A 25,216-nucleotide genomic window follows, 5' to 3' on the forward strand; every position below is an offset into this window, starting at 1 on the left:
ATTAATTACTATTGTTGCAAGAATAACAGTTTAAGTGCTATGGGTATTGCTCCTAATACCATATAGACGCATTTCTATGGATTTATTACTTAGAGACGTTTCATTAAACTTCTCTAAGGTTGTATACGCTGCCAAACATTTTCTAATAAATTAGGATCATCTGCATTAAACCACTCAATTTGGGCATATGCTCGAAACCAGGTGCGTTGGCGTTTAGCAAATTGTCTGGTATGCAAAACAGTTAATTCTTGGGCTGCTTCTAAAGAAATTTCCCCAGCCAAATATTGCTTAATTTCTTGATATCCCAAAGTATTTAACAAAGGCAAATCAGCACCATATTTCTGGCAAAGATATTCCACTTCTCTAACTAAGCCATCTGTTATCATTTGCTCAGTGCGTTTTTGAATACGCTCTCCCAATCTTTCTACCTCACAATCCAACCCAATTTGTAAAATCGGATAATCTGGGGGATTTTCTCCTTGCTGTTCAGATATAGGAATACCTGTTACGTAAAATACTTCTAATGCTCGTAAAGTTCGCACAGGATCATGGGGATGAATCTTTTGAGCAGCAATGGGATCAACTTGTTGCAATATGCCGTAGAGTGTAACTTGTCCGAGAGATTCTAGTTGCGATCGCAATTCATAATTTGGCGCTACTCTCGGAATTTTCATTCCCTGGACAATTGAGCGTATATATAAACCAGTACCACCTACTAGCAGGATTGGCGAAATGGGAAGAGAATTAATTAATCCTTGTGCTTGTTCTTGATAATCTGCTACCGTCATCGTCTCTCTAGGATCGCAGATATCTATTAAATAATGAGGAACTGCTTTTTGTTCAGCCAATGTTGGTTTAGCCGTACCAATATTAAACTCACGATACACCTGACGAGAATCAGCACTCAGGATAACAGAACCCAAGCGCATAGCTAAGTTCAAAGCCAAACCAGATTTACCAGTCGCGGTAGCACCACAAATTACAATTAATTTAGTCATGAGTCAACAGTCATTCAATCCCTATTAAGGCTTTTGTGCTAAAATCTTTAAGCCTTTTGCTATTTTTAGATTTTGAGCGATTTCACAGACGATAGATGGAATTAAATGATTCCATTCATAAAATTTTGTTCGGAGACTAAACACTACAAAGTCTTAATCTCTTCTACTCAAAACTTGTTGAGTATGTTATAAATCGGTGAAATTTGCAATAGTAAGGCGATTAATTCAAAAATCTTATGGGGTTACATCCCCTATGTAAACTTCTCACAAAAATGCCCTACAGTCGCCGTTAAGGCTTTTGTGTTAAAATTTTGGAGTGATTTAACTTTTAAGCCTTTGGGCGATTTCCACCCCACGCATCAGGAGAATTTTCATGACGAGCAGTTACAGTGCCGATCAGATTCAAGTTCTGGAAGGTCTGGAAGCCGTCCGCAAACGACCGGGGATGTACATCGGTTCTACCGGGCCGCGAGGACTCCACCATCTAGTTTATGAGGTGGTAGATAACTCTATTGATGAAGCATTAGCAGGTTACTGTACTCATATAGAAGTTGAGATCAATGCTGATGGTTCCGTGGCTGTCACAGATGATGGTCGCGGTATTCCTATCGATACTCACTCGCGGACTGGGAAATCAGCTTTGGAAACCGTGATGACAGTACTGCACGCTGGAGGTAAGTTTGGCGGCGGCGGCTACAAAGTTTCTGGAGGACTGCACGGGGTAGGTATTTCTGTTGTTAACGCCTTATCAGAAGTTGTAGAAGTTACAGTCTGGCGAGATAAAAAAGTTCATACCCAGCGCTATGAACGAGGCGTCCCTGTTACCGAACTCATAACAAATCCTTACAAAGAAGCGAGAACAGGAACATCTGTCACCTTCAAGCCAGATACTCAAATCTTTACAAATAGTATTGAATTTGATTACATCACCCTATCAGGTCGCTTGCGCGAGTTGGCATATCTGAATGCAGGAGTAAAAATTACTTTTACCGACAACCGTTTAGAACTGATCAAAAGCGATACACCAAGAGTAGAAAGTTACGAATACAAGGGTGGGATAAAAGAGTATATCGCTTACATGAACCGTGATAAGCAACCACTGCATGAAGAAATCATCTATGTGCAGGGAGAACGGAACAATGTTCAAATAGAAGTCTCCTTACAGTGGTGTACCGATGCTTACACAGACAACGTACTGGGTTTTGCCAACAATATCCGTACCGTAGATGGCGGTACACACCTAGAAGGTTTGAAGGCGGTTCTGACTCGGACATTAAATACGATCGCCCGCAAGCGCAATAAAATTAAAGAAAATGAACCAAACCTCAGTGGTGAACACGTCCGCGAAGGTTTAACAGCAGTAATTTCTGTTAAAGTACCAGATCCAGAATTTGAAGGACAAACCAAAACCAAACTCGGTAACACCGAAGTCCGGGGTATTGTTGATTCTTTGGTAGGAGAAGTCCTAACTGAGTACCTAGAATTTCACCCTGGTATAGCTGACTCAATTTTAGATAAAGCCATCCAAGCTTTTAAAGCCGCAGAAGCAGCACGCCACGCACGGGAGTTAGTCCGACGCAAATCAGTTCTAGAATCTTCCCCATTACCCGGTAAATTAGCCGATTGTAGTTCCCGCGACCCTAGCGAATCCGAAATTTATATTGTGGAAGGTGACTCAGCAGGTGGTAGTGCTAAACAAGGACGCGATCGGCGCACCCAAGCTATCCTCCCCCTACGTGGTAAAATTCTTAACATTGAGAAAACCGACGATTCTAAAATCTATAAAAATAACGAAATTCAGGCGTTAATTACCGCCCTGGGTTTGGGGGTCAAGGGTGAAGAATTCGACTCCACCCAACTGCGCTATCACCGCATCATTATCATGACAGACGCGGACGTAGACGGGGCGCACATCCGTACATTAATATTGACCTTCTTTTATAGATACCAGCGAGCGCTCATTGAACAAGGTTTCATCTATATTGCTTGTCCCCCATTGTATAAGGTAGAACGGGGGCGCAATTATGAATATTGTTATAGCGAGCGTGAACTACAACAAGCGATCGCCAAATTCCCCGCTAATGCCAACTACACCATCCAACGTTTCAAAGGCTTGGGTGAAATGATGCCAGAACAACTCTGGACTACCACCATGAACCCAGAAACCCGCACCCTCAAACGAGTCGAAATTGAGGATGCTGCCGAAGCCGATCGCATCTTTACAATTTTAATGGGCGATCGGGTTGCACCCAGACGCGAATTTATTGAAACCTACGGTTCTAAACTTAACCTTACAGATTTAGATATCTAATCTGTTAACACTCTGAATATTTGATTTATGAATGGGTAATTGCTTCACATCAATTACCCATTCATTTGTATATGGCAAAACTCACGCAAAACACTGAATTCAATACCATCCCTCATCCTCAAGTTTCTATAAGAATTGTGTAAACTATCCCATTAGGATGAGGGAGTCTCACAAAAATTTCATGACTATTGTCATTAATTCCTTATTTAATGAAGTTTCAGTAAAGCTATGCCAGCAACTAACAGCTTGGTAGGAAAATCCCTATTCAATATTTTGGGTGTGATCAGTCTAATAGCGCTGTCTGCCTGCGCTCAACCGGCGGCAGAAACACCTACCGCCACAGTACCTCCTGACGCTTCAACTCCCGTATCAACTGTTCCTCCCGTCACCCCTAATGACACCACTGGCGATCGCAATTTAGCAGAACTAGCAACTTCAGCCGCGAATGAAGGACAGTTTCAAACATTAACACAGGCAGTAAAAGCCGCAGGTTTAACTGACCAGTTAGCTGCATCAGGGCCTTACACTGTCTTTGCACCTACTGACGCTGCTTTTGCTGCTTTACCAAAAACCACTTTAGATAACCTCCTCCAGCCAGCCAACAAACAGCAATTAGCTAGGCTTTTGGCTTATCACGTCATCCCAGGGCGGTTAACTTCCAATCAACTCAAATCTGGACAAGTCAAAACTGTTGAAGGTAGCCCCGTCACAATCAATGTTGACACCGCCAAAAACAGAGTCATAGTCAATGGTGCTACCGTCACTCAGGCAGACATCCCCGCTAGCAACGGTATCGTTCATGTCGTAGACCAAGTTATTTTGCCTCCCAATTTTCCCAAAGATGTTAACGCGACGCCAACACCACAGTAATGATAATTTAACTGAGGAAAGAGCTGAGAAAAGTCCGCCCCGATGAAAAAATTTCACAGCCAAGCATGAAAGAGGCACCAGGGAATTGAAACAACACACCCTACAGGAACGCGTTCGCGCAGGGAACGTAGAGAAGGGCGAACAGTACTCAACACTTTCAAGCTAGAGGGGGAAAGGGTGAATAAATATTTCCTCCTCTCCCTACTCTTGACTACTAGCAATATTTCATAGAGAAATTTTTTTATCTTTTTATTAGTTCGAGAAAATTGTTTGATAGGATACATAGAGAATACTACGCAAAATCATCAATTTTTCTTACATATACTGATGCACAAAAGTTACTTACTACCAAGTATTTTAAAGGACGACTGTAAAATTTTTATCATTTATCTAAGTAATATAGAACAATATTAGCTTTTGAGTTCTGGGTTAATGTCTCCCACAAACCAAAAAAGTATTTGTTAAGCTTGTAGAGCAAAGCTCAATCTTGTATTTCGAGTAGCATAAGCTTCAGTAAGTAGAGGATTGGAAGTCACAGAATAACAACTTTTTTTGGAAATTAACGTATTTTATTTCACAATTTTTCTCATATCAAGTTAGCTCGCAAAAAGTTTCCAGTCTAATCAGTTCTCTTGGCTTCTGTTTTCACAGAACATCTCTAGCATTAGAAAATATCCTGCTAGTAGCTTGCTATTTCGTCTTTGAAAAGGCTACATATTTTGTCAGTATTCGATAAAGTTTTGCCTTAAGTAGACAAATATCCGTAATTTTAAATGTCAAAGTCCTTTTGAATTGATTAAAATATCGTTGGATACAATAAAAAGAGTTTGTCAAGATTCAGAAGGTGGAAATGTCAGTGGTGCGCTAATGTGTGAATAAGACCAAATTAGTTAAATCTCAACTGCCAGCCTTTCGGCTAGTTTATCCATAGCTTTTACCTTGAGCTAAAAGTGGTGAACACGTAAAAAGTTGAGTATCTGGAAACAGCATCATCTCTTTGGCTGTATGCGCTTCTTTAGAACTCCTATCCAATTCTCCGGACTAATTTATTTATGAAGGAAATGTAAAAATGGGTGGGTTCATGATTTTCGCCTCAGTTAACTTCAAATATACGGTTTCTAAGTAATTTATGTTTCACGTAATACCAGAAATTGTGTAAAGATAACTTTAATTTTCTGAGGATGTAAAGATAATGTCATGGCAATTGCAAAAAGCTTTAGAGAAAATTTAAGGGGATTACTACCATTTTCAATTTCTTTTTGATATTGGGGGCTTCACCTTACTTAATCAGTTCATGATTAACACACAAAAAGAGTGCAATTTCTGTGAAACAGGCTACAATCGGAACAGTCTTTATAAGAAAATATGCCAACAGTCATAAATCATTTGTATGAAGTGGTAAATTTTTTTATCAAGACCAGTCTTTTTTTAGACAAGCCAGTTAAAAGTGATATGCGAGAGCAACACTTTTGGTTTGTACACAGATGAGTAAGTCAGCATTAAATGCGACTTTTCAAACTCACTCAGAAGTTCCTCTTTTTGAGGAACAAAACGTCCGAAAAAGATTAGGGAAATGAACTTAAAACCCTATCTTCGATTGTTAACTAGCTCGTTTTAAAAAGAGCAGTAAAAACATCTTGAGTAATTGATTCTGCAAGGAGCATGAGGAACGCGGCATGAACCAGGCTAACAACGTACTCGATAGCATTTATCAGCCTGACCTAGAAATAATGAATCAGCCTGAAATCGAGTTAGAAGACCTCCTAATTGAAGAAGACGAGGACTTGTTACTCGCTGATGATGGTGACGTTGATGAGTTTTTAGAGCCTCAGTCTGATGAGGACGACGCAAAGTCTGGAAAAGCCGCTAAGTCGCGTCGTCGGACACAAAGCAAGAAGAAGCATTACACCGAAGATTCAATTCGCTTGTATTTGCAAGAAATTGGTCGAATTCGTTTGTTGCGGGCAGATGAAGAGATTGAATTGGCCAGAAAAATTGCGGATTTGCTCGAATTAGAGCGTGTACGCGAGCGACTGTCAGAAAAGTTGGAACGCGATCCTCGTGATAGTGAATGGGCAGAAGCTGTACAAATACCATTGCCAGCATTCCGTTATCGCCTACACGTTGGCCGCAGAGCAAAAGATAAGATGGTGCAGTCAAACTTGCGCCTTGTGGTTTCAATTGCCAAGAAGTACATGAATCGTGGCTTATCATTCCAAGACTTGATTCAGGAAGGTAGCCTTGGTTTGATTCGCGCGGCTGAGAAGTTCGACCACGAGAAAGGTTATAAGTTCTCCACCTACGCTACTTGGTGGATTCGCCAAGCAATCACCAGAGCGATCGCTGACCAATCTCGTACTATCCGCCTACCGGTTCACCTTTACGAAACCATCTCCCGAATTAAGAAGACCACCAAGTTGCTCTCTCAAGAAATGGGGCGCAAACCTACGGAAGAAGAAATTGCTACTCGCATGGAAATGACCATCGAGAAACTACGGTTTATTGCTAAATCTGCCCAGTTACCAATCTCATTAGAAACACCTATTGGTAAAGAAGAAGATTCCCGCTTAGGTGATTTTATCGAATCCGACGGTGAAACCCCAGAAGACCAAGTTTCTAAAAACCTTCTTCGTGAAGATTTAGAAAAAGTTCTCGATAGCCTCAGCCCTCGTGAACGGGATGTTCTCAGACTCCGCTACGGTCTTGATGACGGCCGCATGAAGACTTTAGAGGAAATTGGGCAAATTTTCAACGTTACCCGTGAACGGATTCGTCAAATCGAAGCCAAAGCACTCCGTAAATTACGCCACCCCAATCGCAACAGCGTTCTTAAGGAATATATTCGGTAGTCAAAACTTAATAGTCACGAGTCAACAGTGAAAACTTGTAAACTTTCACTCTTGACTATGGACTATTAGACAAAAACAATAAAAAACCTGGAAGTGTAAATTTACTTCCAGGTTTTTTGTTTATCTTTTATTATCTATTTTTCTAGGTCTTACAGAATACCCCAGAAATGTAGGAAGCCTTGACCAGAGAACAGTTCAATTAATGTGGCTGCCAAAAAGCCAATCATTGCCAAGCGACCGTTCCAGATTTCGGCTTGGGGAGTGAAACCCCAGCGCCAAGAATTACGGTCTTCAACTACTGATGCAGAGATTTTTGTTGTGTCTGTCATGGGTGGCACTCCAAACTGAGTTTGATAAGAATCATTGCCTTATGTAAACTAATATAACAATATTTTGGGAAAATGCAACATTTGTTTATATTTTTATTGTTATGAATTAATTGTCATAGTTAACGCACTAATAGAAATATAAATATGCTTACAGTAAGGGCTTTAGCCCTTACTGTAAGCTTTGAAGTAATATGCGCCTCCCTGGGAGACTAAGATTTAATTATTAACGTTGGTCTACTTAGCGAATATTTACTTCTTGTAACTGAGTCTCAGATTGGACATTGTCAACCTTAACAACAGAATTATGAGCCATCAAAGATTTTGCTCTTTGATTTGCATTGACTACACTATAAGCTACCTTTTGACTTTGGGGTTGTGGGCGTAGTTTTTGCGTGTATTCATTGAGTTTAGCCTGAGCCTGATCATAAACAGGAGTACCTTGGGGAATTTTGCGGAGGTACTTGACAGCATTATCAAAGTTACCAGCTAATGCTTGTTTACTGGCTTGGTGTAAAAAGTAGGCGGCTCTAATTTGCCGTTTTTGATTATATTCAGTCAGTTTTTTTTGCACCAAAGCACCAGCAGAACTTTCTTGGGGAATTTGGCGTAAATATTCTAATGCTGAAGAAAAATCTCTAGCCTCGGCTTTAGCATAAGCTTTGGCTAATAAATCTTTTGTTTCTACTTCAATATTGACATTGGCTTGTTCGACTACATTTTTAATTTTAGATTGCCAATATAAAATATCAGGAACTTCGTTTGCAGCACTGAGGACATCTGACCATCTACTCTCAAGCAATGCTTGTTCAGCTAATGAATATTGTTTTGCTGCTGTTTGCCATTGTTGTTGCCATTCTTCGATGGTTGCTTGAGCGTCTGGATATACATTACTATGAGAAGGTATAAGTTTAGCTAAGGCGATCGCTTGTTGCAAGTCACCGTCTTGATATTCTTTTGTCGCTTTATATAAAATTTCTGTTTCTGTATTGGCTGGAGAATTACTCAGCAATGAATAAGTTCCCAGTCCCATTACTAAAGTATTAATGGCTAGTCCTACTTTCATTCCTGTGAGTAGGGGTGATATTTGTTCAGAAGTATCTTCTGGTTGAGTGTTCTCCATTCGCTGTGCGTTGACAACAGGCGCTAGGGAGGTTTCCCATTTCATCTGTTGGAGTACACGCAATACCTCACCCGCAGACTGGAAGCGCTCTTGGAAATTGTAGCGGATCATTTGGCTGAGAATAGCAGCTAGATAGTCACTAACTGGTGTATCAGCAGAACGCCAAATCATCTCATTAGTATTAGGATCTACTTTTAATTGCAGTGGTTCTAAACCAGTTAACGCCTGGATAGTAATCATTCCTAGAGCATAAATATCACTATTGATCTGGGTTTGACCAATAAATTGCTCTGGCGGTATGTATCCCAAGGAAGTAGCAGGAACTTGATAGATAGATAATTGTTCATCTATGCCAAAATTGACTGACTGGATAGAACCAAAGTCAATTAAAACTAATTTGCCATTAACAGAACGCCTAATTAAATTCTCTGGTTTAATATCGCAATGGATGACACCTTGCGAATGCACAAATTCTAAAATATTTAACGCATCTTCTAAAAATGTAATAACTTCATTCTCGCGCCACAGAGAACCCCAATTTTTCGCAATTGGCAATTCCGCAGTTAAAGCGTGTCCGGCGATGTACTCTTGCACTAAGTAGAAGCGCTCATTTTCCTCAAAACAAGCGATGAAGTTGGGAATTTGGGGATGTTGTCCCAAATGTTTGAGGGTTTCAGTTTCTGTCAAAAAACGTAATCTGATTGTATCTAAGTGGCTAGAGTGGAAACTGTTAACTTTAAGTTGTTTAACAACACATTTAGGTTGATGTGGGTAATTGATATCTACAGCAATGTATGTTTGTCCAAATACTCCTGAACCCAGGTTTTGGACAATTTGGTAGCGTGCTTGCAGTACTTTACCGATCATGTGGTGGTTCATGAGCTGGTTACTGAGTTAGTCCTTATATAAGTATTCTTTTTATTGTCTGCTGTTTCCGGAATAGCTAAAAGACAAATTACTCTAACGTAGAGTCTGAAAATGTCAGCTTAGTTCCTTAAGTATTGTTACTCTCAGTAAAAATGATTCTAATACTAAAACTGCCACCAGTCCTAAGTTAGTTGTAGAGTGGGAAATATACTGAATAAGTGCTTAATAAGTGACAAAGTATAAAATCTAACTATTAGCTTTTTCATCATGTTCCACTACTTCAGATTTATCTGTTAACGGTTTGACAACTCGTGCGATCGCTTCCTGCACAAATGCTTTAATAAACTCATCCCGGCGATTCATCTGAAACTGTTTCTGCACTACTTCCGTCATCCCACCATCACCCCAATCTTGGTCATGGCGAAAATATTCAATAAAACTCTTACCTGCTATTCTGGTTAAATAAGCAGCTGTTACCCCTTGAATGGCTTTTCCAATTACAAAGGTGGCAACATTAAGTTGTAAAGCCGTACTCAGTAATTGAATTGCACCCTTAACAATACCCAAACTGGCAATAGTTTTAGCTAGAGAAAGGGCTAACTCCCGTCCCCGTTCCATGTTTAATTCACAGCCGTAGACTTTGCCAATTTCTACAACCATTTGGGCATTGACCGCCGCCGTTGCCAGTAAATCTACTACAGGTAAAGGCGTAACTGATACTACACCTGCCCCAATCCACTGAAAACGCTCGACAATTTTATCAGCTTGACGACGACGTTGTGCGTCGATGAGTTTGCGGGCTTCTTCTCCCAAACGCAGAGATTGCAAAAGAATATTATCCGCCACCAAATCCTCACCCTCAGCCCGTAAAATCGCCGCCATCCGCCGCAGTAAGGGGATAATATCTGGTTCTGGTTGGAAAGGTTCCCCTGTTTCTAATTGTGCAGCTTCAGGATTAGCAGCGATCGCTACGACATCATTTGTAGCAATAAATCCCAACACCCGTTGACGTAACCTTGCCAAAATCACCTCTTTATCTTCATCTGTATAGAGGTCGGTTTTATTGAGGACTAAGAGCGATCGCTTACCAATTTCCGCTAAACTCTTTAAAGGTTCGTATTCTGACCGTCTTAAGTCATTATCCACCACAAACAACAGTAAATCTGCCTCTGTTGCCAATTCTCTGGCTAATTGTTCTCGTTCTGTTCCCGCCACCCCAGCCTCTAAAATCCCTGGCGTATCTGTAATTAAAATCTTCCTTTCTAAGCCTTTCAACCGCAAACAATAAGTTTCTCCGACTTGGGTTGTCCCCATTGGTGCATCTACTTTACCTACCATCCGTCCCATAATCGCATTGACCAAGGAAGTTTTTCCTGCACTCCCTGTACCAAAAACCACTACTTGAATTTCCCCCCTTGCTAAGTTGGTTTCGATCTCCTGAGAACGACTTAATAAAGCCTGTCGTGTAACTTCATCCTGAATTTGGGCTACCTGTTGCCGCACAGCCTGTAAGGTAGTAGAAGCTGCATCAGACTTAGCCGCAGGAATTTGTGCTGCTGTCACTCGCCTACGATTGCTACGGGAGCGTTGTTCACCAGCCTGCAACATCATGACGTAATAAATAAAGGCAGCAACTAAGCAGCCAATAAGAACAATCAGCAGCAACAACAGCAAATTACCCAGCAGTGGCGAATAAGATAACTGCCAGTAAAGGCGCGATAGGGAATCAATCAGCCACAGGGCAAGTCCCAATATAACAATTAAACCAACAATCAGCGTGACTATGCGCGACAGAGGCATGGGTGGCGACGGTAAAGATTAAATAGGCAGATGCTTCTAATCTTAATAGTTTCAGTATTTTTCACCAGAGTACAACAAGCAACTTTATCAGCAGTCAAAAGTAATAGTAGTATTAAAGTCGTTTAATAATTCCACAATAAATACTTAGTTATATAGAAAATTTATCCATTATCAACAGGTGAGAAAGACTATATGTGACGAAATCACTTAAAATTAAGTAATTTACTTTTTATATCTTAGTATTATAACAAATCAGTGTACACTCAAAAGATGATTTGCGGCTATGCTCCTACTCCGCAGCAATTTTCCATAAACTAGTGCAGTGCAGCGTAAATAAACATACCATTTTAAATCGCGTAAAAGTCCATTCCTCAATCATGTACTGTTCCATCAGGCATAATTGCTCCTCGTAGTTCAGCATCTGTGAGAATTGTTCCGGTTAAGTCTGCTCCTTGCAGATTTGCTTTTCGTAAAATGGCACTATCCAAATTTGCGTAACTCAAATCTGCATTTTGCAAACTAGCACCACTTAAATCAGCCGCCAGATTCCCCCACTGTATTGTTCGGCCAAAATTTGCTCGACACAACTTTGCCCCATCTAAATTGGCGTGATGCAGGGAAGCAGATCTCAGGTCAGCATAGCTTAAATCTGCCCCAGTAAATATCACATATCCTAAATCTGTACGCTGGTTGGAACTGGGACGCAAGTCTGCTTGAAATAGTAAGGAACGTGAGAGATTGGCACTGTTCAAATTAGCACCACACAAACTAGCTTTAATTAAATTGGCTTCTTCCAAACGAGTCTTAACTAATTTTGCACCAGTTAAATCTGCTTCTCGAAGAATAGCGCGATACAAATCTGCATGACTCAAGTCTATTCCCCAAAGGATGGCTTCGCTCAAATCCGCTTCTTGTAAACAGGTGTGGCTGAAGTTGCTTTTACCAAGTCGTGTCTGACGTAAATCGGCATAGCTCAAATCTGCGCCTGTGAGGGTTGCATTTGTTAACTCTACTTCTTGCAGATTGACTCGCTGAAAGTTACGTTTGCCAGCAGCATAAAGTTTAAGAATTTCACCCACATCCATAAATAATTAAAAATTTAAAAATTAATCAATTTCAATTCAAAGGGTATGATACCAACTCTTTAAATTTGTTTTCCTGTAATTCCCGTATTTTCTAGATGCCCCTGTCTAGTATTTATCGCCATGTTAGATTTCAATGGTATGAGGTTGGATGAATTCTGTCATCAGTTCTGCGACGGATATGATGCCCTGGTTGTAGCCAACATTCGTTCCCGAAAATATTAAACCATGTTCTACGTCTTTAGAAAATTGGCGTTTTATCGTGAAGTGCTTTCAGACTCTGTGTTTGTTGTAGTAAACGCTGACTGATGCGATCGCATACTAACTCACAAAGTTCAAATATCATGGGGTCAGTATTATAACTAAATACAATTAAAGTTTGTTGTAAGTAGTCAACAGTCAACAGTTAAAGGTTCTGCACTATGAACTGTTGACTATGGACTGTTGACTATTGATTAATCCCAAACACCGACCCAACCGTTGACTTAATTGAATCCCTAGCATCCTTGAGAGTCTGAGTAATGGGATGCTTCGTTTGTAAAAATACCCGCGCACAGTTACGTCCTGGCATTCCTGAAATCGAACCACCAGGATGAGTTCCTGCACCAGTCAGAAACAGATTGTCAATGGGGGTTTTGTAGTTTGCTATTTCTGGCAAGGGGCGGAAAAAGACCATTTGATCCAAGGTCATGTCAATATGGTAGTAATTGCCTTTGTATGCACCTAATCTTTCACCCAATTCTGCTGGACTTTCTACACGACGGGCAATAGTTGCGGTTTTGACGTTTGGGGCATAAGTTGCCAATTTATCAACTACCTTGTCTGCAACTTGGTTTTTCAATTCATCTGTCCAACCAGTACCTTTCAAACCAGAACCTTCTGCACCAGCGATTTGATAAGGCGCAAAAAATTCAATCCACACTGTATGTTTGCCTGGAGGTGCTAAAGTGGGGTCGAGATAACTAGGCATGACTACATACATTGATGGGTCAGCATCGGGTATTTCCCCCAAGGTACATTTACTATGTGCTTGTTCCACATGAGTAACAGAATCAGCAATTAAGATAGACCCAACTAAATATTCATCTTTATGGGCGTGGAAGGGAAAGCGGAGGGGTTCATCTAACGCCAAATCTATCTTGAGGATGGTTTCATTATTGTTGACAATGCGGCGTTCCAATCTTTCCCATAAATCTGGGTCTGCTGAATCCACATCGCTTTTATCGGTCATTTCTAAAAACAACCGTTTAGCGTCGATATTAGAAATCACACCATATTTAGCACGATATTCTTGGCCACCAGCCACCCGCACACCGACAGCTTTACCATCATCAATCAAAACTTTGTCAACGTGTTGGTCGGTGAGAATCACACCACCTTTACTTATAACCAAATTCACCAAAGCTTTTACCAATGCGCCAGTACCGCCGCGAGGTCTAGCCATACCAGGGTTATGACGCATCGCCATCATGATTGCACCAATGGCTATGGTTTTTTGGGATGGTGGCGCACCTAGTTCTGATGCTAGTCTTGCTAGGGGTGCTTTGAGAAATTCCGAATCAAACCACTCGTTGAGAATATCTTCAGCACTGGTCAACATATTCCGAACAAAGTCCAGGGTTTTGTTGGGAGAACCTATGACTGAAAATAAATCTTTAAATTTTGTGATGTCGTAGTTACCGAGTATATCTATGATTGATTTAGGCGGAGCATTAAACATAGGAATCATTGCACCTATTGCCCGTTGCCAATATTCAGTAAACTCGGCGTATTTTTTAGCATCACGTTCACTATAACGGGCAATTTCTGCACAAGTCTTTTCTAAAGATTTATGAGCTAAAAAGTACTTACCGTCAGGATGAGGACAGAAAACGACTGGATCACATTCTAGATATTCTAAGCCGTATTTTCCCAATTCTAATTCTTCAACTACTGGCCCCAAATGTATAAATTCGTGATCGATCGCACACAAGTTAAATAGAAACCCAGGTGCTTCTTTGGGTAAACACTCCTCTGTTGTGGCTGCACCGCCAGGAACAGGACGCTTTTCCAGTAGCAGGACACTATAGCCAGCCTTTAGCAAATAAGCAGCACAAACTAGCCCGTTATGTCCAGCACCGATAATTACAACATCATACTCTTGCATATTTGTTATTTGCAAATAAAGTGGCTTGGTAATATGAAAAAGGGTAACAAAGAAATGACAACCTTGATAATCAATAGTAACTAAAACTCAGGTATTTTTAATGCTGTGAATTATTATTACCTATGACTGACTCAGGGATTTGCATAACATTAACTTCTAATGATAAAATTAATATTCCTTGACGCATTTCCATATTTTTAATACAAATTTTCATGTCTTCCCAAACAAAATAAGGAAGATTTACTAGATACTTGGCTTTTTGCATCAAGGAGGTAACTAATTCTAAAGAAACTCCTTTCCCTTGAGTACAATGAAAGCTCTCTAGCATTATAGGTTGTGAGGCAGTGCGAGGGCGAATCATGGCAGTAAAACCTAATAGTTGACTATTATTTTTTTGTTTTAATAATAAATTTCCTCGAAAACCCATTTGATAATTACTAGGTAAAAATATTTGGATATGTTCCATTTCAAAATTGACAATTTCTCCATCTACATCCAAGTCAAAATTTTGCATTAACTTGCGAGTAAAATCTGAAGTAAGGGCGGAGTTAATATCTGCTTCGGAGAGGATAACACGAGCAGCTAAATTTACAGGCTTATCTAGTTGAATATCTCCAAAAATGGCGCTTAGAGGGTTGATAGCAATACTATCGGTCTTGACTTGGATTTCTTGGACGCGAATATTTTGTTTAGTGACCAAGCCTTGACCAGCAACTGTAACACCATCTGCTTGTCCCTGCACTACTTTTAAAATGTCAGTTTGTACATAAATATCAATTTGTTCGGCTGTATCTAGCTGATTAAATATACTTCTTTCAGCTACTTGGGATATTAAATGCTCTTCCAAATTTTGCTTGTCTGGCATGAACTCATACTTTCTTAATTTCCTATTACTAGTTACTGTAAACTCTAAATAGGTGTAAATGAATCTATAGGATGGTATATACAAAAAAGAGCATAATTAGTACGCAAATATTTTTGATGAGTAAAGACATTAATTTTCAATGAACCTTAAGGAAGATTTATTAAACAAAAATCATGGTGAGAAGTCAAATCATTCTTGAGGAATAGTTCTGATTAGAGTTGATTTTTTGTAAACTTTCATACGTTATTGTTGAATCTACTGTTAACCAACTCATGCCATTTTGCCCCATCGCTACCTCTGATGGAAAAATTGCGGCAAATTATACAACTACGAGAAAAATTGTCTGTATTTTCGTTGTGTTTTTAAACTAAAAACACCTCTAGAGACTAGAGTCTAGGGAAAAGAGGTTTTCATCCCTGATTGTGGATCATTGCTTGTGGTAAGACGACTAACAGTTAAATATGAGATTACTAATCTAAACCTAAAAATCTAAAATGAGATGAGCAATCCCCGTGAAAAACTAAAATGAGATGAGTAATCCCCGTGTTTTGTGCCTTGGTGAAGTTTTATTCGATTGTTTAGCTGATCAATTAGGGCTAAAGCTGGAAGAGGTGAAGTCTTGGACTCCTTACCCAGGAGGAGCGCCAGCTAATGTGGCCTGTGCTTTGGTGAAGTTGGGAACTCCCGCCGGATTTATAGGCGCGGTTGGTGAAGATGAGCCAGGAAATGAGCTAGTCAAGCTATTACAAGAGGTAGGTGTAGATACAACGGGTGTTCAACGTCATCCTACTGCACCAACACGACAAGTTTATGTGGTGCGAGATTTAGCAGGCGATCGCACTTTTGCAGGCTTCGGTCAATATGATACCTCTGAATTTGCCGATACCCATCTACAAGCCAAGCAATTACCAGAGTCAGTGTTTCGAGAGGCTGATTTCCTGATTTTAGGTACTTTGGAATTAGCCTATCCCGACAGTGAAAAAGCTATTTACCGCGCTTTAGAATTGGCAGAACAGTATGATCTGAAAATTGTATTGGATGTCAACTGGCGACCAGTTTTTTGGCAAGATGAAAATATTGCTCGGCAAAAAATTCAGGAAACATTCAAGCGCATCGATTTCCTCAAACTTGCCAAAGAGGAAGCAGAATGGCTATTTAATACAACTGATCCAGGTGCTATTACTTACCGTTTAGATTCAATTGAGGGAGTGTTAGTGACGGATGGAGATAATGGTTGTGCTTATTGTTTAGGTGAAAATGAGGGTAAAATACCAGCTTTTACCGTTGCTGTAGCAGATACCACCGGTGCAGGAGATAGCTTTTTGGCAGGATTTATTCACCAACTGAGTAAACATGGTATTCACAGCTTGAGTGATGCAGATACAGCAAAACGTATTGTTACTTATGCCAGTGCAGTAGGGGCGCTGACTACCATTAAACCAGGTGCGATCGCTTCTCAACCCACATCTACAGAAGTCGAAATTTTTCTAGCCTCCCATCAAGTTTAAGCAAAAATTCAAGCCACTGGGGTATCAGCTAAAATTGGCTGATACTTCAGGAGGGGACAGGGAGAAGGGAGAGAAAGAACGACTAATGACTAATGACTATTAACAACTTTCATCGGCAAATTAACTATAAAAGTTGCACCTTGTCCAATTCCTGGGCTTTCGGCTTGAACTGTACCACCATGCAATTCTACTAAGTGACGAACTATTCCTAATCCTAATCCTAGTCCGCCGTGTGATCGCGTGGTTGAACCATCGGCTTGACGGAAGCGCTCAAAGACGTAAGGGAGAAATTCGGGGGATATTCCCAATCCTGTATCGCTGATGCGAATTTGGACGCAGGTATCTAGGCGATCTAGTTCTACAGTAACTTTGCCACCTAAGGATGTGAATTTGACGGCGTTGGCAACTAAATTCCAGACTATTTGTTGTAGTCTGTTGGCATCACCCATCACTACCCCTACTGTGGGGTCGAATTGGTATTCAAGGCAAATATCCTTAGCCTCGGTTGCTGGTCTAAGGTTATCAATTGCGGCTTCTACAATTGGTATTAGGTCTACTGGTTGAGTATTAAGACGGAGTTTGCCGCGAATAATTTGGGAAACATCTAAAATATCTTCAATTAGTTGGGCTAAGGACTTACTATTACGCTCGATTGTCTCTAGGGCTAATGCAGTAGTATTTGCGTTAAATACGCGGGTTTTGAGTAGCTGTGTCCATCCGAGTATGGCATTGAGGGGGGTACGGAGTTCGTGGGAGAGTGTGGCGAGAAACTCGTCTTTGATGCGGTTAGCGGCTTCTGCGGCGCTGCGGGCTGCTTGTTCGCGGGCTAGGAGTTGCTCGCGTTCTTGTTCTACTTGTTTGCGTTCAGTCACATCTGTAACTAGAGCCACAAAGCCTTCGACTTGTCCATACTGGCTAAACCGAGGAACGTAAGTGGTACTAACATCGTGAATTACGCCACATTTGTCATGTACTTGGGTTTCAAAAGTTATTTGTTCTCCTGACATAACTATTTCTATATAGGGCAAAATTGACTGATAAACAGATTCACCCAAAATTTCTATAATATGTTTGCCATAAGTTTCTGATGCAGACAGCCCAAATAATTCTTCGTAGCCTTTATTATTAAAACGATAGCGTTGTTGGGCATCAACATAAGAAATCAAAACAGGCACAGAATCGGTGATTAGTCGCAGTTCCTCTTCTCGTTGACGCAAAGTTTCTAGTATCTGATGACTTTTACTGAGTGCGGCTTGCTGTTTGCTAATATCAAGTACAAAACCAATTACCTGTTTTTGATGATCATCTAACAAAGCACTACCAATGAGGACGGGAACACGACTACCATCTTTACGGATGTATTCTTTCTCTAAATGCTGACATACACCTGTGGTTTTCAATTCATAGATAGAGCGATCGCTAATTTCTTGATATTCTGGGGGTGTCATCTCTCGCCATCGTACTAACCCTGCGAGCATATCCTCCCGCGTATAGCCTACCATGTTCAAAAAAGCGTCGTTAGCTTCGGCGATCGCCCCATTGAAATCAGCGATAATTACCCCGATAATGTTCGACTCTACCAACCTTCTAAACCTGGCATCACTTAACTGTAGCTGCTGAGTAGTCAGTTCTAAACGCTGCTTGGCAAGACGTAATTCTGTGTTGAGCCAGTTGATAAATGTTGTCACCAGGATGAACAAACCTAAACGTACTTTGCTATCTGTATTGGCAACATACAACGAAAACACAGGGTCAAAAAAAACGTAACTTACTGCTAGGCTAGATAAAACAGTAGCAAACAGACCTGTTTTGAAGCCACCATACCAAGAACTGACCGCTACAGCCGCAAAAAATAGTACAAAAATAGTTGGTGTCAGTAGTGATTTATATAATAGTGTCAGTAACAAAGCGCCGCTAACTGCTAACAATGCCACAATATATGGCGCAAGCCTGGGGCGTATTCCTTTCAATCTGGCTCCTCCTTTGATGCCTCTAGCTACAGCATTATTCCCAAAATATCTAAGAAAATGCGTTCGCTCAACACCTATTTTGCCTTGGCTAAACCAATGCCTCTCGTTTCTACACCCAGAATCTATCTAAAGTAGTAATAGCTATGATTTTCAAGTGGGACATAATATGAGAAAATTCAAATAATTAATAATTTTATTTAAAATTTTGCTGAGTATCGTCACAAAAAAACACCTAAAAATTTCGGTTTTAAGATGGGCGTAAATCAGTATAAATATTCCTAACCTACAACTAATTTTTAAAGCAGACTATGGGAAATTGGAGACTTTAAATCTAAAATTTCTCAATCTCCAATCCTCAATCTCCAAATGGCTCGTACTCCCACATTAACTTACGATCGCGGCACACTCATATTACATCCACCTCCACGCGGCAAAGCTTGGATGGACTATGCCACATGGGATGATAGGGTGGAAAAGTTTCGCATTCCGGCGATGAGATACCGCGCTGTCGTGGAAGCATTACAGGCGGAAGAGGTCTACTTTCTCGATGAAGCCAAGGGATTTTACCCTGTGGATTTAGTCCCAAGTCTGGAAATGGAACCCTACCAACACCAGAGTGAGGCGTTAGCGGCTTGGAAGTTGGCGGGAAGACAAGGGGTAGTGGTGCTACCCACGGCGGCGGGAAAGACTTATTTGGCGCAAATGGCGATGCAGGCGACACCACGCACTACCTTAATTGTGGTGCCGACTTTAGATTTGATGCACCAATGGTATGCTCATTTAGTAGCGGCGTTTCCTGATGCTGAGGTGGGATTATTGGGGGGTGGTTCGCGGGATAAGTCACCAATTTTAGTTGCAACCTACGACAGTGCAGCCATCCATGCTGAAGCCTTGGGTAATCAATATGCTTTGATTGTGTTTGATGAGTGCCATCATTTACCCACAGATTTTAACAAAGTGATTGCCGAATATGCGATCGCTCCCTATCGTCTCGGACTTTCCGCCACACCAGAACGCACTGATGGTAAACACACCGATTTAAATATTCTCATTGGTGCTGAAGTCTATCGCAGACGTGCTGAGGATTTAGCTGGGAAGGCCTTAGCTGAACACGAAATCGTGCAAATGAAGGTGAAATTATCACAACATGAACGGGAAAGATACAACAATTTAATTCAAATTCGCAATGATTTTTTGCGCCAATCAAAAATTTCCTTAGGGAGTATTCAAGGCTGGCAAATGTTTGTGCAGATGAGTGCGCGATCGCAAGGTGGACGGAGAGCGATGTTAGCCCACCGTGAAGCCAAAGAAATCGCCTTAGGAACTGATGGGAAGTTAAGAATTTTAGCTAATTTACTCGCCAAACATTATCCAGAACGGGTGTTAATTTTCACGGCTGATAATGCTACCGTTTATAAAATTTCTCAAGATTTACTAATTCCCGCGATTACTCATCAAACACCAGTTAAAGAACGCCATGAAATATTAACTAAATTTCGGGAAGGTGAATATAATACTTTAGTTGCTTCTCATGTTTTGAATGAGGGTGTTGATGTACCTGCTGCTTCTGTCGCTATTATCTTATCTGGTACAGGTTCAACTAGAGAATATATCCAACGTTTGGGGAGAATCTTACGTAAAGGAAACATTCAAAATAAGCAGGCGATTTTATACGAAGTTATCGCAGAAGATACCAGCGAAGAAAATACTTCCGCAAGACGCAGAGGTGAAGACAGAAAAGGAAATTTACAGGTAGTTTATGGTAGCGGTAAAGGAACAACTACTAAAGCCGCCGAACAAATAGAAATCAATTATGTAGTCGATAATTCACAAGCAAACAACCAGGGAAATGCTACCAACGGAACTACTAAGCCATCGCTTAAACGGCGAAGAAATAATACCAAAAAGACTGAAGATTGACCAAAAACATCTAGATTTAACTAACGAATTAATCAATTGTTTTCAAGCAGCCAAAGGTAAAACTCTCGGTATGCTAGAAAGTCAACTTTTGGATTTAGAAGGAGACGCTACAGATTATCGAGTCAAGCGAGGATTAGCTTATATTATCAAAAGCAATTTCTGCACCTTTGAGGTAGTGAGTCCGCTAGAACCACCAATGTTAAGAGAAAGAGTCTTTTCTGCGGCTGCAAAATCTGCCCCTAGTAGGGAATCAACACAACTGACATTAAGCAAAATTGCTGATGAATTAACCAAAGAATTAGAACGAGAAGTTTTGCTAGAACAAGTGCGAGATGGACTCTATGCTGACTTATCTGAAAATAAGATTTTAACTAACTTTGATGTACCCACACCAGTAGATATATTAAATCGATATAACTTATCCCAGGTGCAGGGAATATTTTATAAAGCCAGTAAGTTAATTTTAAATGCCCATCGCAATGTTCCAGGGGAATATAAGCTGTTGTTTCGCTATCTCAAGTTATTTCAACTAATGGCTTATATTGAAGGCGATGCTGATCACGGATTTACAATTACCGTTGATGGGCCGACGAGTTTATTTAATTCTAGTACACGCTACGGGTTGGCGATCGCTAAACTCATTCCCGCCCTACTTCATGTCACCAAATGGAGTCTAGCAGCCACATTACAAACTCGTGATGTCTATACAGATACATGGAAAACAGGTAGATTTACCCTCAATTCCGAATGTGGTTTAGTATCTCACTATTCCAAAGGGAAACCCTACGATAGTATGCTAGAAGCATCATTTGCAGATAAATGGGATGCTTTAAAAACAGATTGGGTCTTAGAAAGAGAAGTAGATTTAATTCCCATTCCTGGTAGTGTGATGATTCCTGATTTCCGCTTAGTACATCCTGATGGACGAGAATTTCTCTTAGAAATAGTTGGTTATTGGCGACCAGAATACTTACAAAAAAAGTTTTCTCAAGTGCGGCGTTCTGGTTGTGATAATTTAATTTTGGCTATTTCTGAAAGATTGAATTTGGAAAAAGCCGGAATTAAATTAGATAATGTACCGGCAAGAATTGTTTGGTTTAAAGATAAATTACTACCGAAATCTGTGTTGGCAATAATTGATGAATAGACATGAATTAATTAGAAACAACAGGATTGAGTTGTAGTAATAACCACGTCAGATAAGTACCAAAAGGCCCCCATAAAGCGTAGGGAAGAAATAGCCAAGCAGCTTTTGTAGAAATAGGCTTAACGACAAAAGCCAAAATATAGACGAGTAGTGTTGCTAAACCACCCATGATGATCCCCCCCATCAGACTCCGCAGTTCTACCACAACAGGACTATAAGCGGAAGTAGATATAGCGATCGCCGCATAAATAGCCATTAAAAACCAAGGACGAACACCTTGTCTTGTCTTTTTTTCCCAGACAATAATGGCTGAAATAGTTGTACAAGCCCAAATGAACGTCCAAATAACCGGAATGAGAAATTCAAAAGTCAGCCAGTCAGGACGTTGTAAGTTTTGAAACCAGGGGTCGCGCAGTGATGTAAACAGGTTACCACCAAAAAATAGGGCTGCTGAAACTGCTGTGATGATCCATCTCGCTTTCACAAGGTTTTTCTGTAATATTGGTCTACTTGCAGTTTAAACAATAATGAGCGATCGCTGCACCTATTCATAGGAGTAACGAGTGCTGAGTCCTGAGTAAGAATTTCGCCCCCACTTCCCATTCATGGCCATCCAAGGGGCGATCGCCGCAAGAACAACTGGGTGATATAGTAGGTATTGCCTACTCGCCACACACCTACACCCGTTTCTGCAAATACTGGACGGAGAATATTTTCTCGGTGTCCGGGGCTTTTCATCCACCCTTCAATAGCTGATGGTACAGGTCGAGGAATATTTGTACTTGTGTATAGATTCTCACCTATCACCCAGTAAGAAACACCACCATCACGGACTCTATCTTGTAGGGTACTGCCATCTGCGCCTGTATGGCTGAAAAACTTCTTTTCTGCCATTTGTCGGCTGTAGTTACGCGCAACCTGCGCTAGTTTGACATTATTTTGTAAGGGTTGTAGCCCGTTTTTTTGTCGTACTTGGTTGATACCTTGGCGAACGGCTGTTTCTATTTGGGCAGTTGTGGCCGATTCAGCAGGAATTTGGGGTATGGAGGGCTGATCTGACGGTATTTCCACTACTGGTAGAGGCGGTAAAGATTCAATTAACTGCTCACAGCCAGTAGATAATAAGGCCATAACTCCCCATATTGCCCAATTTTTCTTGAGTAACAAATTTTGACATTGATAACGTATATTCACTTTATCTCCATACCAAAGTAATTTTGCTAATTAATTTTTGGTTATTAATATAAGTTTGAATAATTTCCGAATAGATGAAATTTATTTCTCACCGTTCGCATAATAAAATCTGACTAAGATAATGGTACAAAATATGAATATATTGGCAACATGAATATTGAAAAGCTCTACCCTTGCCCTTGTTGTGGCTACAGAACTTTTAACCTTAAGCCACCAGGAACATACCTTATCTGTCCAATATGCTTTTGGGAGGATGATGGAGATACAGGAGCAGTTTACGGATATAGCAGGGTGGGATCTAATCAAGTCTGTCTACGGCAGGCACAACAAAATTTTATTGCCTTTGGAGCTTGTGAGCCGCAATGGTTGAAGGATGTTCGTTCTCCAACACCAAGTGATGTGCGAGACACCACTTGGCAAACAATTGATGATTTCGCCGAAAAAACTCGATTCGAGCTAATCGAGAAGATTACTGTTGCTTTCAAAGATGTAGTCCTTGAGAATGGAGTCTCACTACATGAAGCACGGGCTTTAGATGATTATGAAGATCGAAAACAGGCACGTGAAATTGATTGCAAAATACGGTGGCAAGAGATTCCCGATGATTGGATTGAGAAATTCCATGATGTTTTTACATTCATGGATGCAAAAGGATTTCGATATGCTATTCCGGCATATATGATTTGGTGTCTGAAGTACAACAGGCATGATACAAATTCCTTTGCTTCAACGGTTATATTTTTAAAATCCTACAATTACCGCAGTAAATTTTTTAGTTGCCTGGACACAACTCAAGAAAAGGTAATATCCGAGTTCCTGGAATTTATTGATATCTTATTCCCTGGATACTAAAGGTATATTAACTGTTGGAATATCTAGACTTTGGAGACTTGGACAATCAATACTGTGATCGCTCTCGACAAATCTAGATTCCTGGCAATGTGTTTTGTGAAAGTTGGTATGCAAAAAACTATACCCTGGCTTAAAATATCAAAGCTAGAGATAGCAATACTTGCCAGTTTTTTTGTGAATTAATGATTTCCGAATTAAATGATGCGATCGCTGAGTTATTTGAATTTATTTTTAGTTATTTAATATTCATATTTTGCATAATTCCTGAGTGTCACAACAATTACCTGTGCTAAATTTGTTTGACATACTTTAATCATCCAATAGCCTCTAAAGTAACAACCTGAATTGAGCTAACTGGCATAATATAAAAGAAGCAAATACAGATAGTCTGTAAGCAGAGTCTTTTCGTAAACATCGCTACAAATTAATGCAAATAAACAGCCAATAATCTGTATATTTAACTGCAAAAATCGAGGGGATTTAGCTGCGAAATTCTGAACCTTATTGTTTTTACATTGATTTTGCAGAGGGGTTTATGAGCCAAATAGACATCGAAAAACTTCATCTTTGGGTACAAGACAGGGAAACTGTGTTGAAATACAGCACTCATGTTGAATGGCGTTATGGTAAAAAACCAGACTATACCCATTCTAATGAAAAACTTGCCCAGGAAAGTACACGTAATCACCCATCCAATTCACTGGAAGCACTAGTACAAAATTTGGTGCGAACTTTTGATATTGAAGCTAACTTCAAAACCAATCCTGCTCAGTGGCTTTCTGTTGTTCCCGATCAATTTCGCATGAGTACCAATGGTGGTTCTCGCCATACCATCACAGACTTGATTAATTCTGGTACTTATAAATTAATGATTGGCAATACCAAACATTATCAAGCAACAGCAGAAAATTTTGAAACTTCCACTGGTCTATTTCATACAGCCTTTCCTGATGGCTTCTTGTGGGAAGTACTAGAAGTTTATTCTGGCCCGCCGGAGATTGTTTTTAAATGGCGACACTGGGGAGAATTTAAAGGTGAATACAAAGGCTATGCACCCACAGGCGAGATGATAGAAGTCATTGGTACAAGCCTTGTTCGTGTCACAGATGATTTAAAAATTCTTTCATTGGAACACTATTACGACAATACCCAGTTCCTCGCCAAACTGACATCAGGTGGTAAATTACTCAAAACACCCCAAAACCAGCAAAAAAAATCCGATTCTCTCTGGCGCAGGTTTTGGAATTTCATTCAAAAACTTTGGGGACGGAAAGAAACATCACCACCAGCAAATCTACAAGCTAGTCGTTGTCCCTTCGCTGCTGTTGTTAAGTGAAGATGAGAAGTAGGGGGGAGAATAGAGAGAATAATTTTTCCCCTTGACTGAC

The 25,216-nt window shown here is 40.4% G+C and carries 18 protein-coding genes and 1 pseudogene; 8 read left to right on the top strand and 11 right to left on the bottom strand.

What is annotated here, in order from left to right; translation table 11 throughout:
- Nucleotides 1-113: 113 nt before the first annotated feature.
- Nucleotides 114-998, bottom strand: coding sequence for a tRNA (adenosine(37)-N6)-dimethylallyltransferase MiaA (gene miaA, locus H6G18_RS00685; protein WP_190405148.1), 885 nt, complete (start codon nucleotides 996-998; stop codon nucleotides 114-116).
- Nucleotides 999-1,371: 373 nt separating this feature from the next.
- On the opposite strand from miaA, the gene gyrB reads away from it, so the two are divergent.
- The 3 genes from gyrB (at nucleotide 1,372) to rpoD (ending at nucleotide 7,028) form a co-directional block, all read left to right on the top strand.
- Nucleotides 1,372-3,309 (top strand): DNA topoisomerase (ATP-hydrolyzing) subunit B, encoded by a 1,938-nt coding sequence (gene gyrB / locus H6G18_RS00690; RefSeq protein WP_190405149.1) that lies wholly within the window; start codon nucleotides 1,372-1,374, stop codon nucleotides 3,307-3,309.
- A 228-nt stretch (nucleotides 3,310-3,537) separates the two neighbouring features.
- The gene (locus H6G18_RS00695) at nucleotides 3,538-4,179 is read left to right on the top strand and encodes a fasciclin domain-containing protein (RefSeq protein WP_190405150.1); all 642 of its coding nucleotides are present in this window, start codon (nucleotides 3,538-3,540) and stop codon (nucleotides 4,177-4,179) included.
- Nucleotides 4,180-5,855: 1,676 nt separating this feature from the next.
- Entirely contained in the window at nucleotides 5,856-7,028 is a 1,173-nt protein-coding gene (gene rpoD / locus H6G18_RS00700) for an RNA polymerase sigma factor RpoD (protein WP_190405151.1), read from the top strand.
- Nucleotides 7,029-7,177: 149 nt separating this feature from the next.
- On the opposite strand, the gene H6G18_RS00705 is transcribed toward rpoD, so the two are convergent.
- From H6G18_RS00705 to H6G18_RS00735, 7 genes and pseudogenes are all read right to left on the bottom strand, one after another.
- Complete coding sequence (locus tag H6G18_RS00705; protein ID WP_010999386.1) at nucleotides 7,178-7,357, bottom strand: chlorophyll a/b-binding protein; 180 nt, start codon at nucleotides 7,355-7,357, stop codon at nucleotides 7,178-7,180.
- 238 nt (nucleotides 7,358-7,595) lie between these two features.
- Entirely contained in the window at nucleotides 7,596-9,356 is a 1,761-nt protein-coding gene (locus H6G18_RS00710) for a serine/threonine-protein kinase (protein ID WP_190405152.1), read from the bottom strand.
- A 234-nt stretch (nucleotides 9,357-9,590) separates the two neighbouring features.
- Nucleotides 9,591-11,144, bottom strand: a complete 1,554-nt coding sequence (locus H6G18_RS00715; protein ID WP_190405153.1) for a YcjF family protein — start codon at nucleotides 11,142-11,144, stop codon at nucleotides 9,591-9,593.
- A 371-nt stretch (nucleotides 11,145-11,515) separates the two neighbouring features.
- Nucleotides 11,516-12,229 carry a heterocyst differentiation pentapeptide repeat protein HetL gene (hetL, locus tag H6G18_RS00720; protein WP_190405154.1) on the bottom strand — a complete coding sequence of 238 codons (714 nt, stop codon included), beginning with the start codon at nucleotides 12,227-12,229 and terminating at the stop codon, nucleotides 11,516-11,518.
- A 238-nt stretch (nucleotides 12,230-12,467) separates the two neighbouring features.
- Nucleotides 12,468-12,578, bottom strand: a pseudogene (locus tag H6G18_RS00725) (transcriptional regulator); the annotation flags it as partial.
- Nucleotides 12,579-12,674: 96 nt separating this feature from the next.
- Complete coding sequence (gene crtO / locus H6G18_RS00730; protein WP_277875548.1) at nucleotides 12,675-14,387, bottom strand: beta-carotene ketolase CrtO; 1,713 nt, start codon at nucleotides 14,385-14,387, stop codon at nucleotides 12,675-12,677.
- 82 nt (nucleotides 14,388-14,469) lie between these two features.
- The gene (locus H6G18_RS00735; RefSeq protein WP_190405156.1) at nucleotides 14,470-15,237 is read right to left on the bottom strand and encodes an LmeA family phospholipid-binding protein; all 768 of its coding nucleotides are present in this window, start codon (nucleotides 15,235-15,237) and stop codon (nucleotides 14,470-14,472) included.
- A gap of 530 nt (nucleotides 15,238-15,767) precedes the next feature.
- Here H6G18_RS00735 and H6G18_RS00740 point away from each other — a divergent pair.
- On the top strand, nucleotides 15,768-16,745 hold the full coding sequence (locus H6G18_RS00740) for a carbohydrate kinase family protein (RefSeq protein ID WP_190405157.1): 978 nt from the start codon (nucleotides 15,768-15,770) through the stop codon (nucleotides 16,743-16,745).
- 89 nt (nucleotides 16,746-16,834) lie between these two features.
- On the opposite strand, the gene H6G18_RS00745 is transcribed toward H6G18_RS00740, so the two are convergent.
- Nucleotides 16,835-18,715, bottom strand: a complete 1,881-nt coding sequence (locus tag H6G18_RS00745; protein WP_190405158.1) for a sensor histidine kinase — start codon at nucleotides 18,713-18,715, stop codon at nucleotides 16,835-16,837.
- A 366-nt stretch (nucleotides 18,716-19,081) separates the two neighbouring features.
- Here H6G18_RS00745 and H6G18_RS00750 point away from each other — a divergent pair, with 366 nt between their 5' ends.
- Nucleotides 19,082-20,635: a DEAD/DEAH box helicase family protein gene (locus H6G18_RS00750; protein ID WP_190405159.1), complete on the top strand. Its 1,554-nt coding sequence runs from the start codon at nucleotides 19,082-19,084 to the stop codon at nucleotides 20,633-20,635.
- Complete coding sequence (locus H6G18_RS00755) at nucleotides 20,565-21,782, top strand: DUF790 family protein (protein WP_190405160.1); 1,218 nt, start codon at nucleotides 20,565-20,567, stop codon at nucleotides 21,780-21,782. Before H6G18_RS00750 ends, H6G18_RS00755 begins: the two co-directional genes overlap by 71 nt.
- A 7-nt stretch (nucleotides 21,783-21,789) precedes the next feature.
- Here H6G18_RS00755 and H6G18_RS00760 read toward each other — a convergent pair whose 3' ends face one another.
- Together H6G18_RS00760 and H6G18_RS00765 are read right to left on the bottom strand one after the other, a co-directional pair.
- Nucleotides 21,790-22,266: a TspO/MBR family protein gene (locus tag H6G18_RS00760; RefSeq protein WP_190405161.1), complete on the bottom strand. Its 477-nt coding sequence runs from the start codon at nucleotides 22,264-22,266 to the stop codon at nucleotides 21,790-21,792.
- Between the two features lie 119 nt (nucleotides 22,267-22,385).
- Nucleotides 22,386-22,913 (bottom strand): CAP domain-containing protein, encoded by a 528-nt coding sequence (locus H6G18_RS00765; protein ID WP_199311499.1) that lies wholly within the window; start codon nucleotides 22,911-22,913, stop codon nucleotides 22,386-22,388.
- A gap of 213 nt (nucleotides 22,914-23,126) precedes the next feature.
- On the opposite strand from H6G18_RS00765, the gene H6G18_RS00770 reads away from it, so the two are divergent.
- Both H6G18_RS00770 and H6G18_RS00775 read left to right on the top strand, forming a co-directional pair.
- Complete coding sequence (locus tag H6G18_RS00770; RefSeq protein WP_190405163.1) at nucleotides 23,127-23,828, top strand: DUF6714 family protein; 702 nt, start codon at nucleotides 23,127-23,129, stop codon at nucleotides 23,826-23,828.
- A 535-nt stretch (nucleotides 23,829-24,363) separates the two neighbouring features.
- Nucleotides 24,364-25,164 carry an ester cyclase gene (locus H6G18_RS00775; protein WP_190405164.1) on the top strand — a complete coding sequence of 267 codons (801 nt, stop codon included), beginning with the start codon at nucleotides 24,364-24,366 and terminating at the stop codon, nucleotides 25,162-25,164.
- Nucleotides 25,165-25,216: the final 52 nt, after the last annotated feature.

Source organism: Anabaena subtropica FACHB-260, from assembly GCF_014697105.1.
Classification (GTDB): Bacteria; Cyanobacteriota; Cyanobacteriia; order Cyanobacteriales; family Nostocaceae; genus Trichormus; species Trichormus subtropicus.